The organism is Candidatus Thorarchaeota archaeon (assembly GCA_013388835.1).
In the GTDB taxonomy this organism is placed as follows: Archaea; Asgardarchaeota; Thorarchaeia; order Thorarchaeales; family Thorarchaeaceae; genus JACAEL01.
The window spans coordinates 25,097-38,290 of sequence record JACAEL010000055.1; the positions used below are offsets into that span (position 1 = coordinate 25,097).

Sequence of the window (13,194 nt, forward strand, 5' to 3'; positions counted from 1 at the left end):
ACTGCGGTGTGCAAGATGAGTCAGTGCCAGACTGCAACAGGTCTGGTAGTGATAGGCTTCAATCTAGTCAAGTTGCGCCATGAAGTTCCTGAAACATCCGTGCACCAATGAAATACGACCGTGAAACGCAGCTCCTCATCATCATCGGACCAGTATTCACAGACGGTAATGTAAGGCGTTCGTGCTGTCTTCTACTGTTCGCTCAACTGCCAAATACGAGAGATTCGGACAGCCAATCGGGAACCTTGCATTCAATGAGACGCTCTAGCTCAGTAATGGTGGCGGGTGAATGACTCTTTATCCGTGCGGCTCTCTTCGCACCTATACCAGGTATCATCTCCAGCTGTGACATTGTAGCGGTCTTGATGTCAAACGGGTATGGGAGCACCGTGACAGATCGTGGGCCATGGTCCACTACAAACACATCCATCGTATCGATGGTTCCAGAGCCCATCGGCATATGACAGAGGAGCGGATAGGATGCAAGCGGTCTCAGCAGGTAGTTGTTCCCCTCTTGCTGCTCCGCGAAGACCGAACGAATGACTGTCCCTAGAGGTGCCACCCTTCTGAGCATCGGAATGTCAATCATTCTCCGGACTTCCTCCTTGTGTCGGAAGAACTCGTTGTGTTTCAGACCACGCACCTTCTCAGAAGCGACTCTTGTCTGTGGGAAGCCTATCACCTGGCGGATGTTGATTCGTCTGAGGAGCAGGCCCCGCCGCAGCACCTCCGTGAGAAAGACCATGTTGTGGTCTGCAGTCGCTCTGCTCTCGCCCGGCAGTCCATAGACAAAGTTCACTCCAGGGAGAAGATGCGGAAGTCCGCGACCGGGTCGTGTGGATCCAACCTCGTTTAGAAGGGCGATTGCCTCTAGGGCCTCTTCCGGGGTCGCCTTCAGATTGTTCCTTCGGACGACCTCAGGGTCTGCAGACTCTACACCGAGGGCGGCAACGTCGCCAGGTGTATGGTACCTCATGATTGCCTTCGCGACCTCCCGACTCTCTTCCGGGTGTCGCGCAATCGTTCCCGGGTTCACATTGTCTATGTGCAGTACGCTCAAATCGGGGGCGACCCGTCGAGTCTTGGAGAACAGCTCCTCAATGACAGCAGGCTCTGGCCGGGGATACTCCTCATCACCCATCTGCTTGGACCCATAGGTGAAGAGATCAGCCTGGCGACCAATCCTGAAGGCGCGTATTCCAGATGCGTAGAGGGCCTCTATCTCCTCAACGATGCAGTTGATCTGACGCTGTTGCGGCGACCCATAGAGAGGCTCGGTACAAAAAGAACAGCCCCCCGTGAGGAACCGGGGACACCCCCTGTAGGTCTCAATCTCGCAGATCACATGGCCTCTGTGGAAGCCGGGCGCCTGCTTGACAATGGCAGAACCCTTGACGGCGAAGGTCTCCACCTCCGAGGGGGAGCTTCTCGTCACGCTCAAGTCTAGCGAGTCGAGGGCACTACCGCTCCGGAGCGACTCGGATAGGACTATCTCCGCATCACCCTTTACTATGTAGTCGAAAGGTGGGGACAGAGTGTCTGCGCTTAGGGCCACTCTGCCACCTTCAACACCACACCCGAAGCGGGCCCATGGTCCCACAAGCAACTTCGGCACGGACTCAAGCCGGGGGTCTGAGAAGAGCGTACGAGCCTCATTGACAGAGATAGGTGTGCCTCCGAGATACTTGCCGGGGACGATCATTCCTGCGATTAGAATGACCATGTCAGCCGAGCTCCATAGCCGGCGTGCCGAGTCGAAGCTGATACGCACTTGGTCGATTGTCTGATAGACCACCTCTGTGTGAGGACTACAAGTCCATATTGCCCCAGCTATGTAGCGCGGGTACGTGCTCATGTATGGAGGCACGCCGAGGCAGGTGGGCTCATCCACATACCCATCGACAATCACAGCTCGCTCCAGCTAGCTCCACTCCCTGAAATTGTCATATCCCCTTGCGGGTATGACGGTTTCGACCCCATCTGCAACATACCTCACCCCTGAGCCCTCTGATACCTGCCCAATCACCATCAGTGACGCTTTGTTGAGCCGCCCGACGCTCACTGCAGATTCGATCTTGTCCGATGGAATGGTCATGACAACCGAGAATTCCTCGCCGCCATTCATGATGAGTTCCAGCAGGTCTAGACCGTGTTGTGCTGCAAACTCCTGCACCCCTGATGAGATGGGCAGGCGATTGACAGAGAATGATAGACCCGCCTGATCTGCCATCATGTTCAGCGTTACCCCCAGTCCGTCACTGCTATCCATTGCCGCAGTCACCAATTCTCTTCTGGAAAGAGATTCCACAAGACCAAAGTGAAGCTCGGGCTTGTATGCTGCATTTAGAGCGCGGTCTCTCAGAGTCGGTGACGCGTCCAGTCCCTTCAGAAGAATCCTGTAGGCCACAGAGGTCAGACCGAAGCTATCAGTCACGACAATGAGGTCACCAGGTCGTGCTCCACCACGCAGCACGATTCTATCGGGAGGACAAAACCCGATGGCCACCCCTGTGAGGACAGTGTCCGGAGCGGAACCAGTGTCACCTCCAATGAACGTCACACCATTCTTGAGCCCGTATTGGGAGTACCCCCTGACAAACTCCAAGGCCTCAGAAAGGTCGAGGTCTGGGGGAACACATAGAGATAGCATGCTGGCAGCAGGACGTACTCCTTTGGCAACCAAATCACTCAGAACCATGACTGCTGTCTTTCGCCCCACTTGGGCGCTAGTCATTCCTGGCAGCCGGTCTGTGGACGAGACAAAGGTGTCGACGTTCAGAACCGCATTCAATTCAGGAACGGCAGCCAAGTCCGAGGCGTCCTCATCGAATCCCAGTCTGGCTCCATGAGCCATTCCAACCAGAGACCGTATCTCTGACAGTAGTCGTCTCTCGCCGACCTCACCTATCTTCATGACCAATCTCAAGCGTCGAGTCGCCAGCTCGATGATAAACCTTTATTAACGGAGATACAGGCAATCGCCTCCGGATTAGCCTCGGTGGCCAAGTGGTTACGGCGTCTGTCTCGTAAACAGAAGAACGTTGGCTGATTCCCAGCCCTCGGTCGAATCGCGGGTTCAAAAGACTGCATGACTCGCATGTGGTCGGAATGTCCCGCCCGGGGCTCCACTCCATCATCTCGCCATACTGCAACCAGCAGTTCGTATTCTGGCTCAACCACAGTCATTTCTGCGCGCATGTCAATCGGTCACGGACTTGACTACAGCCCGACCCCATCCTGAGCGGGAGATGGATGTGATTATGCCCAAGTTGAGGACTAGTATGACGAGGAAGAGCCAGTAGGGACCGAGGAAAGTGTAGATGTAACCTCCGGCCACAGGCGCTACCGAAGCGAGGAATACCACAATCACCCAGAAGACGGTCAGACCCTTTGCGGAGTCGCTGGATGGCAGGTTCTTCTGCACAAAGGAGATTATCACGTTCCACCACAGTAAGTCATTTGTGTACTTCAGTACTATTGCTACAAAGGCAGTTGTCATCAATACGCCCAGACCAGGATAGACAGACTCGAGCAGGACCCCCAGCTGCGGGGGACCCCAGAGTGGGAAGACCGGCGCCACGAGCAGTAGGAGCGCGCTTACTGGCATCATTGCGTAGACAATCAGTCCGGCACGTCGAATCCCAGATGTGTCAGACACATGTCCAATCTTGAGCAGAAGCGGAAACGAGATGACCAGATAGAACAACATTGTCAGGTTGATGCCCATGATTCCGACTCCGAGCACCTCACTGGCGTAGATTAGCGCGCCAAGCCTGAAGAGGCCATCACTTATCGCATCACAGACCACGACCCCCACCAGACAGGGGACTGAAACCATGAGGAGTCTGGCGGCCCTGGCGTTTTCGGAGAGGAACGTCCTTAGAAGAGACCCGACGCGTTGAGAACGCCTTCTGGGAGAGGGGTCAAGCCGCATCCGGGCCACTGCACATAGAAGAAGGAGGAAGCCCCCCATGAGATGCATCTGCTGGATTGCAGTGGTGAACCCTACTGTAAGAGTGAAGACCCCGAGCAGGAGCAGCACAGGCACTCCTAGTATACTGCCTGCAGTGAAGAGAGCAAGGGCAAAGCCACTCCTCTCAGTCTTGACCGTATCAAGTATGTATGCCGTCGAACCGCTTCGCGCTATGTCAGCACCTGCGTAAAGCAGCATCGCCGTCATGATGAGAAAGGTCTCACGGCTCAGTCCGATTATGAGGAAGTAGAGTGCTACGGGAGCCATGACGACAACTGCAGAGATCTTTCGGTCAATGGTGTCACCGATGTATCCTCCAAGGGCTCTGCAGACCGCACCCACAAGGCTCACGATTCCGGTGGCGGTACCAATGAAGAGAAGGTCCCAGCCGATTGTGTACAGATAGAGAGGCATGTATGAGTTCAGCACGATGAAGCCACTCGACACCCACGACGTGATGAGGAATACTGGATAGTTCCTCCAAGATAAGACCTCCTTGAAGGAACTCCAACGGGACGACTGGGTGGCGGCCACAGGCCTCGGCTTCTGTTCAACTCCCTCTGTCTGAGGCGAGTCTTTCACTTCAATTGAACTGGTTGCGGTCATTGTCCTATCGCAAGAGAGTGTAACATCGAGAATATTAACTGGGACTGACAGAAAGCGACACTGGCACCACCTGTGTGTGTGCAAGAACATCACAGGACTGTTTTGGCGACCTTCTCGTCATGGTGTGCAAGAAGTGCCACTCCATAGCAGATGCGGGAAGAGGCAGGATGAAGTATGTCAGACCGCCACTGAAGTGAATGCGCCGTGAGACTGACGTGTAAGCAGTCAGGGATTTGTGATGGTGCGGAAGGCTAGATTTGAACTCGCGAATCCCTACAACCATTCTTCGTGAGCAGATACACACTTGCGGAGGAAGTGTGAATACTGAGAGGAAGGCATTCCAAGACACTGGCGATGCTGGATGACAGCTTGGCGAGAGCACTCTGCCAGTCACATCACAACCCGGTGCTGGGCGGAATGAACTCACACGAGTCATCACCATCTCGTATGTGCCGGTGGCATTCCTTCTTCGCTGTATAGGAGAACAAAAGGAGACGGATTGTATCGGAATGTGTGAGAGGCAGTACCAAGAGGGACTTGAAGAAAGTCTTCGTTCCCTCACAGAGAAGACCTGCCTCGATGATCTGCGTCTCATAATCGAGCGGGAACTCACTATCCCGCTCCCTTGGAGGTGCTTCACCTGAAGACAAGACTGACCCAGTCCAAGAAGGGCAGGTCCTTGCTCCTGACCTTCCATGAGGGCTTCTCAACATACACCATCACTCTGCCCATGCCATACGCTGTCCGCTTCTTCGCGGAAGGACTCGTCAGCAGCCTTGAGATGCTCCACGAGCAGTCCGATGTGAGGAAGGAACTCGCGAGCAAGGACGGTGAGAAGGCATTTATCCAAGAGATGATTCGGAAGGCCGCTGGACTCCTCGAACGACTTCTGAAGTGCGAACAGGAATGACAGAGGATGAACGAAACGGTCGTGCGTTCCCGCTCAGCGCTACTCAGGCAGTACTATGGAGCGGCACAGCTCGGCTGGTTCCACCCAAGGTCGCTTCACTGGGCCAAGGTAGTGACCGAAGACGGCTTCTGGCGATGGATCCGTTCGGACAGTGGTGTAAGACGCAGACTGCTCAAGAAACCTCCAGTGCACGTGTACCAGACAGTTCTCAGGTTCAAGACTGACGGGCCACCGCGCGGTTGGAGGAGCACCGGATACCTCCTTGGCGGCCCAGTCCTGTTCGAAACCGACCTCTTTGACAAGAGCGAGCCTCTCTCCGTCTGGAAGGTTGTTGACTCAATCCACATCATAGATGGACTGGTCGACCTCATGAGGGACCGAGGTGACTACCGGCCAGACTGTATCACCTACAGCGGTTTCCGCGGCGTGCATGTGATGTTCTCCCAATCTACAACTCCCAAGAGCTTCATTACCTTGGAAGGACAGGACAGCAGACCGAGAGACCTGAGAAATTTCGTGAGGTCAAGGAAGCATATGGCTCGCTCAGTAGGGTGTTGGTGCAGGGAGTGGGACTGGAAGGTCAGTGCTGACATATGGCGTGTGGCCAGAGTGCCCTGGAGCATACACGGCAGCTCAGCTCTGCGGGCAATACCTCTGAAACCCCGGTCCACTCCTTCAAGCGTCACGAGGCAACTGCGAGAGGCGAGCCCCTTCAGCTTCACCTCATCAATCCACGTGAGGACTAAACGACACATCCCGCCATTCGTCTTTGTGGACGGTGAGACCTACGGCCCCTACGGAAAGGGATGGACGACCAGACTGCCCATTGCCGTGGCACTGCACCTGATCTGGCAGGACCTAGCGAGACCTCGGGAGGCAGGTCCGCGAAGGACATCGACTTGGTTCGAGAGAGGCTGGCAGGTGTTGTTCCATGCATCTGCGGAGGCGCGTCATGAGCACGATATGTCTGCAGGGAGGTCATCAGGATGACATCCGTGTGCCCGTGCGGGCGTTCATGCGGCAGCTGCGTCTACGGACACCTCTGTGGAGGATGTCTTGAAGAGGGCTGCATCCATGTGAGGGCAGAGCGACACGAGTCGGTATTGCATCGCACCAAGTGTCTGTTCTGCTCGAAGAAGAGGCTGGAGGGGCCATGCTCGCACGGTCCACTTGTGCCACCCAAGGAGTTTGAGCTTGTCAGTCCACAGGTGCTTGAGAACAACGTTGACGAGTGGAGCAGGCTTCGTGTGGACTACTCAGACCAGCCAGAACAACCGGACTGGCCGCTATTGGTCCCCGAAGTGTCAGATGTGACCGAAACGACGTCGCGCCTTGGTGTGAATCTGGACGAGGGACGATGGAGTCTTGGCACATGGAGAGCGATAGCTTGGGACATGACGGGGTACTTGTTCGACAGAGTACACGGGGCACCATGGGTCAGGAAGTCTTCACCCGAAGAGAACAACTGGTACTATCTTACGAAACGACATGCGGGACGGATTGATGACCTCATCTTCGTTGACAGGTTGCCGGACCAGCTGGCGATGCAGACCCCGCCCTCGGGAGCTATCGCGGAGTATCTGAACCGGCTCTTCAGCTGCCAATGGAGCCTCTTCGCCGACAAGAAGCCCAGACTGTGGCTGCTGACTCACGGTCATCCGAGCTATGTTGACTGGCCACCAGCATGGCACTGGAACCTCGGCATTCGGATGCTTGCCAGTCTCATCTCCTATGTTGGACCGGCGGTTTCAGACATGCTTCTCTCGCCGGAAGGCGTATGGTATCCAGACAGGAGTGGCAAGACTGACGGCCCAATTCCTGCACCCTACGTCTTCGCAGGTGACGACTCTAGGCTGGTGTTCTCAGAGTACGCAGAGATGCACTGGAGCAGTTTCCCGGGCATCATACCGTTCGTCCCCGGTGCAGACACCGCCCAACTGTCTTGGTTTGCCACGCAACTAGTAGACTTCGGCTATGTCACTCTAGCACTGGACGCACTGAATACAATCGCCCACGAGAACTTCGCGGGACTGCCTGAGGCCGTGCAGTGCCTGAGACGTGCCGGGGCACAACATGTCATAGTCTATGGTCCTTGGCCTCTCCATCCTCCGTCCAGCTTCGTCCCTCTTCGGAACGTCACCTATATTCCGTCTGCCCACCATATGGACATGACCGATGCGCCTGCAAGGTTCTGGAGAAAGCAAACTGAAACGCAGAAGGAGGGGGAGAGATGGCAACAGATTCCCAACTACAGGACCACACCGCTCAGGGAGATAGCTCATCGTGATGACTTGGAGTTCTGTTCATGTCCCGCATGCAAGGCGGCAATGACTCGAGAGGGGAGTCCAGTCAGCATCTGGCGATGGGGTCACCTTCTGCAGGCCGGACTGAGATGGCAGAAACGCTCCAAGTCCGCAAGGGAGGAGGCAGTTTCCGAATCGGCTGAGGAAACCCGCCTCTGGTATCAGGGACCTTCATACACAGTCTTCAGGCGTTGTCTGACCTACCCCTCAGAGTCACGCCATGTGTGCCGCGATGAATACTTCGACACTATCAGGGTCGCCGAAACGAGAATGGATGTGGTGTACCCAGATGGCTGGACAGCTCTGCCAGAGCAAATCCGTTGGACTGGTTGGAGAGGAGGACACGAATGGCAGTCCGACTTCCCGCGACTGGGGGACTGAGAGTTGTCTGGTGGGTCCCGTGCGGATCCGTACTATCAGAGAAACCCACCAAAAAAGAGCGCCGCGCCAAGTGCTTCCGAGAAAGGGGCGAAGAAGCGGGGCAGGAAACCGAACTTCGAGGAGGTGAAGAGACTCTACTTCGACGAGGGTTTGTCGATACCTGCGGTAGCAGAAGCGCTAGACGTCTCACGATACTCTGTCGTGGAGGTCTTCAAGGAACACGGTCTGCAGGCACGCAGGAGGCAGTACACCGACCAAGATGTCAAGGACCTCTATGACAAAGGACTGACACAACAGCAGGTGGCCGACCACTTCAAGATTTCATTCCAGTCGGTCATTGAGATATTCAAGAGAAACGGGTGGAAGGCCAGACCTCTGCTAAAGACCCCGATTGACAGAACTCTTGAGTTGTACAGACAAGGCTACACCCAGAAGGAGATGGCTGAGATACTGGGGGTCTCTCCTGCAGCTGTCTGGCAGTTGCTCAACAAGATGGGGTTGGTGTCCGCCCGAAACAAGGACTGGAAGATGCGAGAGGCATCCAATCGAGCCATAGAATACGAGAAGGGCAGGGAATGGAGACGCAAGAGGAAAGAGATTCATGAACGTGACAACCATACGTGTCAAGGATGTGGACGCAGCCCTGACAAGGTGAACGGTGTTAGGCTTGCTGTGCACCACATAGTACCTCTTGCTCAATGGATCTACGAAGGACGTGACCCGAGTGAGTATCCTGATGACCTTCTTGTCACGGTGTGCAAGAAGTGCCACTCCATAGCAGATGCGGGAAGAGGCAGGATGAAGTATGTCAGACCGCCACTGAAGTGAATGCGCCGTGAAACTGACGTGTAAGCGGTCAGGGATTTGTGATGGTGCGGAGGGCGAGATTTGAACTCGCGAATCCCTACGGAACTTCCCGCCGCGCAAGTGACTTGGAGCGGCCTAGGGACCTCAACCCGTAGCGGTCTTACCAACCGAAGCTGGTCAGCTTACGCCTTTGACCTGGCTTGGCAACCTCCGCATGGCATGGTAGTAGCAGGAGCACCTGTAGTCGGCAGTGAATCTCTTTTTACCTTTTCGGGCGGAGTGGTTTCTCTGTACCGAGTCACGACAGGACTCTGACGTTCTTGTAGCATATAGAAGAGTCGATGAGCGAGTCCCTGCGGCGTTACGTCTTGGAATGAATCGTACTCGAGATGGGGAGAACGAGAGGCGATCCATGCGATTCGAGTGCAGCTTATATTGGACCGACATGACAGACCGATGTGAAAGCGACACGCAGGACGAGGGCATGGGATAGAGTCAGACTGCGGTTTGTCGATGTGTTCGCCGATAGGAATCCCGACTTCTCTATGCCATGCGCCCATTGCAGGTTCTACGATGCCACATCGAGACAGTGCAGAGGTGTCGGTTCTGCCTACTACACGAGGAGAGTACCATTCGACGACTTCATTCCCAGAGCGGACGAGTGCACTGTGCGCCTTCCACCCGAACTGACATCGTACATCCAGTAATGTCATTCAGTCAGCGATGCGCACGGGCTTGGACGCAGAGCATAATAGAAGCTCTAGAAGTGATCACAAGAGTGGTTCGATGATGTGGACCTGACCAGTCATTGTACAAGTGAGCCACATCCAGTCCAAAGGCATCGGCCTCACTGACAGTTACGGACAGAGGCAACATGAACGTCTTAGAAAGGGACCCGCCCGGGAACAATGAGTGAGGGGGTGTGGCGTTAGGGCGAGTCCCTGGGTTTGGGTAGAGGTAGTTCCGGGGAAACAGCAGATTGTCGATGACTTATCGGCATCTGCCGATCATGGATTCGGGAGTGAGTACTGATTGTGCAATTTAAGAACAACCAGAGGATAGGATTCAGTCTGGAAGGCCACGGGAGATTCATTCCGCATGGAGGGCGGCGGAGGACCGCACATCAGCATGTTAGGTCAGTTCATCAGCATGGTCAAGCTGCGAAGGATATGTATAAAGGAGAATCCATGCAGGTTGGCACCGTCAGTTGAGGCGAAAGGATGCATGACGATTCCCAAGATCGGAATAGTGGGCACTGGTGCAATGGGAAGGATACATGCCAGAGTACTCAGCAACATACGTGCACTCGAAGCCGTGGCAGACACTTCGATTGATAGAGCGAGGCAAGTCGCCGAGACGTATGGAGTCCGCGCATTTGATGGTTTTGAGTCCATGTTGCAGGAGACAAGGCTGGACGGAGTGATAGTCGCCACTCCCACGCCTACACATGCCTCAATCGCAAAGAGCATTGCGTCAGACTATGAGGGCATAAGAGGTATACTGATTGAAAAGCCCTTGGCCAGTACACTGGCCGATGCAGAGAGCGTTGCAAGGGTTCTGAAGAAGAGGGGAATCATCGCCATTGTGTCACATTCCGAGATCTACAACCCGGTCGTGGAGAGAGCGCTTTCACTCATACGCAGCAGTGCTATCGGAAAGCCCAGAGCAGTGATTCATGACCGGAGGGGGTTCGTTCAGGCCTCACGAATACCGTCGCTGGGAGACGTGTTCGAGGACATCGGTGTTCACGACTTTGACATAATGTCCAGAATCAGCAGTGGACCAGCGGGACTATATGCTATTGGCAGTGAATCAGACCGTGTGTGCAACTCTGCGACCGTGCTAGTCAAGTTCGATAGTGGCACAGAGCATGTGTTCCATCTGTCAAGGCAGTACGCAGGCAGGACTAGGTCTATGGACGTGTCGGGAACCAAAGGGGTGCTAGTGCTTGATCTCTTTGGACAGATAATCAAGATTCAGGACCTTGACCAAGAGCCTTCTGCGGACGGCAGGGCCATCAGTCTTCCCGAGAGAGGTGCCACTGTCAAGGTCTACGGAGAGCCAGTACAGGAAGTACTCAATGACTTCATAAGATGCATTGAAATGGGCTCAAGTCCACGTGTCGGCCTAGACGACGGAGTGGCCGCGATCAGGGTGGTAGAAGCAGCACGTGAGTCAGTCCGTTTGGGCAAGGTAGTGAGGATTGACGTTCAGGCACGGTCCTGAACCGTCCCAATGAGATGGGTTCTCCTCGCATCTACAATCTGCGCGTTCACTGTCTTTCCCGGTTCAAGACTCTCGTCCAGTGTGATGGGTCGGTAAGATGGAGTGCGGCCGAAGCTGACACCATCTGCAGTTGCGCTGGTGATGAGCACAGGGCCAGTCCACCCAATCCACCTCTTGGCAGCCTCTATGCTCATATGACTCACCAAGTCGGAAACCACCCTGCCCCGTTCCTTCTTTGTCGCGGTCTTCACCTTTCTGTCCGACTTAGAGGCCTCGGTTCCTGGCCGGTCGCCATACTTCGAGATGTTCACCACATCTGGAGTTGCTCGTTTCAAGATGGATAGAGTCAGCTCAAAGTCGGAATCGGTCTCACCGGGGAAGCCCACAATCACATCAGTCGCAATCGTCGCATCAGGCAGAGCTGCACGGATAGCGTGGACTACCCGCTCCCACTCAAGAGAAGTGTACCTGCGGTTCATGGCTCTGAGTATCGCATCGCTACCGGACTGCACTGGAATGTGGAAGAACCTGAAAAAGTGTGACGACCGCATTACGTCTAGCATATCGGGAAGGAGCCTCTCAACCAGGTTTACATTGAACATTCCCAGCCTGAACCTGTGCACACCCGGGATGCCATCCAGAGTGCGCAGAAGACCAACCAAGTCCTCTCCTGTGTCGCTACCAAAGGCACCCGTGTCTTGGGCGGTGAGCCGAATCTCCTTGTAGCCGAGGTGGACACTGCGCTCCGCGACCTGTCTGAGACGGTCTATGGAGTAGCTTCTTACAGGTCCGCGAGCGAAACGCACCGCACAATATGTACAGGCACCCAGGCATCCCTCACAGATGGGGATAGTGTATATCACCCCTGGGGCAGTTGTCCGTAAGAACTCGAGTTTCGAAGCCGGGCCGGAGGTCAGACTGACAATTCCTCTCTCACCATTCACTACTCGCTGGAACACATCCTCGAGAACATCCAACGACTGGGGTCCCAGAATGGCCGCATAGGAGGGTATTGCAGCTGTGACTCTTGTCAGGTGTATTCTAGGTAGGCAACCCACGACCACAACGGGCTTCACACAACCGGATAGCTCCTCGAGTCTGTGGATGATCTTGTCTTCCGTGGGCGTTTTCACTCCACATGTGTTAATGAAGACCACGTCGGCGTCCTCAACGTGATTCACTCTCTCTGCGCCCAAATCGCGAAGAAGAGAGGTAATCAGGTCAGTATCAGAGGCATTGAGTGAACAGCCATAGGTCTCAATGTAGAACCTTTCGTCCAATCCCCCGCCCTATCCTCCTTGTACATGCGGCAGGATAGTAATCTCATCTCCATCGTGCACAGGCGTCAGTAGCCCTTGAAGATGGTCCGTGTCACGTCGGTTCAAGAGTATGATTAGATTGCCGCTGATATCGTTTCCATTCAGTATGATGCTTGCGGCAGATGCACCCCTGTCCGAAACAGCTCGCCTTATGACATCAGCAACGGTCGCACCTAAAGACACCTCAACATCGACAACGTTACTCCCAAGAGCGCGTCGGACTGGTCCAAAGGACTTGATTGTGACTCGCATCACGATTATCTCAACCCTGCCTGTGGTCAGCGACACCTGCACGAAGACGGTCGACTAACTCATCAGCCATCCTGTTACTTGCCTCAATGACTTCTTCAATCTCCGACTGACTCGCGTTGTCTATGTGTATTCCCACAGTCACCGCAGTTATCCGCTTGATGGACTTGCATATTCGTTCTGCAAGTGAACTGGCAAGGAGATAGTCCTTGTGACCGGGGAGAGTCAGAGTGCTGACACTGATTGTCATAGCATCTCGGTAGTGACTCCTAGCAGGGTACGCAACTGCCACTCCACCGATGTGATGCTCGTCGCCGCCATAGACGGCCACTAACAGGTCCTGACCCAGTACCTGTGCACTCATCACTAGCCTGTGCTTGCCTACATGAGAGTCGAACTGCATAGTATTCACTCTGAAAG

Annotated in this window: 12 protein-coding genes and 2 tRNA genes; 7 read left to right on the forward strand and 7 right to left on the reverse strand. The window is 54.9% G+C overall.

The window, feature by feature from the left end; all coding sequences use genetic code 11:
* Positions 1-202 precede the first annotated feature (202 nt).
* Together HXY34_09575 and HXY34_09580 are read right to left on the reverse strand one after the other, a co-directional pair.
* A complete protein-coding gene (locus HXY34_09575; protein NWF96377.1) occupies positions 203-1,909 on the reverse strand; it encodes a radical SAM protein in 1,707 nt (568 codons plus the stop codon).
* Between the two features lie 12 nt (positions 1,910-1,921).
* Positions 1,922-2,914: a thiamine-monophosphate kinase gene (locus HXY34_09580; protein ID NWF96378.1), complete on the reverse strand. Its 993-nt coding sequence runs from the start codon at positions 2,912-2,914 to the stop codon at positions 1,922-1,924.
* A gap of 78 nt (positions 2,915-2,992) precedes the next feature.
* Here HXY34_09580 and HXY34_09585 point away from each other — a divergent pair.
* Positions 2,993-3,128, forward strand: a tRNA-Thr gene (locus HXY34_09585).
* A gap of 71 nt (positions 3,129-3,199) precedes the next feature.
* On the opposite strand, the gene HXY34_09590 is transcribed toward HXY34_09585, so the two are convergent.
* Positions 3,200-4,579, reverse strand: coding sequence for an MFS transporter (locus HXY34_09590; GenBank protein ID NWF96379.1), 1,380 nt, complete (start codon positions 4,577-4,579; stop codon positions 3,200-3,202).
* Positions 4,580-5,204: 625 nt separating this feature from the next.
* On the opposite strand from HXY34_09590, the gene HXY34_09595 reads away from it, so the two are divergent.
* From HXY34_09595 to HXY34_09610, 4 genes are read left to right on the forward strand one after another with little or no spacing between them, the layout of a single operon-like run.
* Positions 5,205-5,489: a hypothetical protein gene (locus HXY34_09595; GenBank protein ID NWF96380.1), complete on the forward strand. Its 285-nt coding sequence runs from the start codon at positions 5,205-5,207 to the stop codon at positions 5,487-5,489.
* A 6-nt stretch (positions 5,490-5,495) separates the two neighbouring features.
* The gene (locus HXY34_09600) at positions 5,496-6,479 is read left to right on the forward strand and encodes a hypothetical protein (protein ID NWF96381.1); all 984 of its coding nucleotides are present in this window, start codon (positions 5,496-5,498) and stop codon (positions 6,477-6,479) included.
* The gene (locus HXY34_09605; protein NWF96382.1) at positions 6,476-8,173 is read left to right on the forward strand and encodes a hypothetical protein; all 1,698 of its coding nucleotides are present in this window, start codon (positions 6,476-6,478) and stop codon (positions 8,171-8,173) included. The genes HXY34_09600 and HXY34_09605 overlap by 4 nt, the downstream gene beginning before the upstream one ends.
* Before the next feature lie 3 nt (positions 8,174-8,176).
* Positions 8,177-9,001, forward strand: coding sequence for an HNH endonuclease (locus HXY34_09610; GenBank protein ID NWF96383.1), 825 nt, complete (start codon positions 8,177-8,179; stop codon positions 8,999-9,001).
* Positions 9,002-9,043: 42 nt separating this feature from the next.
* Here the strand turns inward: HXY34_09610 and HXY34_09615 are convergent.
* Positions 9,044-9,194: transfer RNA gene (locus HXY34_09615), tRNA-OTHER, on the reverse strand.
* A gap of 244 nt (positions 9,195-9,438) precedes the next feature.
* Here HXY34_09615 and HXY34_09620 point away from each other — a divergent pair.
* Both HXY34_09620 and HXY34_09625 read left to right on the forward strand, forming a co-directional pair.
* Positions 9,439-9,687, forward strand: a complete 249-nt coding sequence (locus tag HXY34_09620) for a hypothetical protein (GenBank protein NWF96384.1) — start codon at positions 9,439-9,441, stop codon at positions 9,685-9,687.
* A 391-nt stretch (positions 9,688-10,078) separates the two neighbouring features.
* Positions 10,079-11,206 (forward strand): Gfo/Idh/MocA family oxidoreductase, encoded by a 1,128-nt coding sequence (locus tag HXY34_09625; GenBank protein ID NWF96385.1) that lies wholly within the window; start codon positions 10,079-10,081, stop codon positions 11,204-11,206.
* Here the strand turns inward: HXY34_09625 and HXY34_09630 are convergent.
* The 3 genes from HXY34_09630 to HXY34_09640 are packed head-to-tail and all read right to left on the reverse strand — an operon-like array spanning position 11,191 to position 13,177.
* Positions 11,191-12,486 carry a tRNA (N(6)-L-threonylcarbamoyladenosine(37)-C(2))-methylthiotransferase gene (locus HXY34_09630; protein ID NWF96386.1) on the reverse strand — a complete coding sequence of 432 codons (1,296 nt, stop codon included), beginning with the start codon at positions 12,484-12,486 and terminating at the stop codon, positions 11,191-11,193. The genes HXY34_09625 and HXY34_09630 overlap by 16 nt on opposite strands.
* A gap of 9 nt (positions 12,487-12,495) precedes the next feature.
* A complete protein-coding gene (locus HXY34_09635) occupies positions 12,496-12,777 on the reverse strand; it encodes a MoaD family protein (GenBank protein NWF96387.1) in 282 nt (93 codons plus the stop codon).
* Between the two features lie 10 nt (positions 12,778-12,787).
* Positions 12,788-13,177: a hypothetical protein gene (locus HXY34_09640; GenBank protein ID NWF96388.1), complete on the reverse strand. Its 390-nt coding sequence runs from the start codon at positions 13,175-13,177 to the stop codon at positions 12,788-12,790.
* Between the last annotated feature and the right edge of the window lie 17 nt (positions 13,178-13,194).

Bases quoted from the DNA above. Each gene is read 5' to 3' on its own strand.
- HXY34_09635 (NWF96387.1), bottom strand. From the start codon at position 12,777: ATGCGAGTCACAATCAAGTCCTTTGGACCAGTCCGACGCGCTCTTGGG.
- HXY34_09625 (NWF96385.1), top strand. From the start codon at position 10,079: ATGGAGGGCGGCGGAGGACCGCACATCAGCATGTTAGGTCAGTTCATC.
- HXY34_09590 (NWF96379.1), bottom strand. From the start codon at position 4,579: ATGACCGCAACCAGTTCAATTGAAGTGAAAGACTCGCCTCAGACAGAG.
- HXY34_09580 (NWF96378.1), bottom strand. From the start codon at position 2,914: ATGAAGATAGGTGAGGTCGGCGAGAGACGACTACTGTCAGAGATACGG.
- HXY34_09600 (NWF96381.1), top strand. From the start codon at position 5,496: ATGAACGAAACGGTCGTGCGTTCCCGCTCAGCGCTACTCAGGCAGTAC.
- HXY34_09605 (NWF96382.1), top strand. From the start codon at position 6,476: ATGACATCCGTGTGCCCGTGCGGGCGTTCATGCGGCAGCTGCGTCTAC.
- HXY34_09640 (NWF96388.1), bottom strand. From the start codon at position 13,177: ATGCAGTTCGACTCTCATGTAGGCAAGCACAGGCTAGTGATGAGTGCA.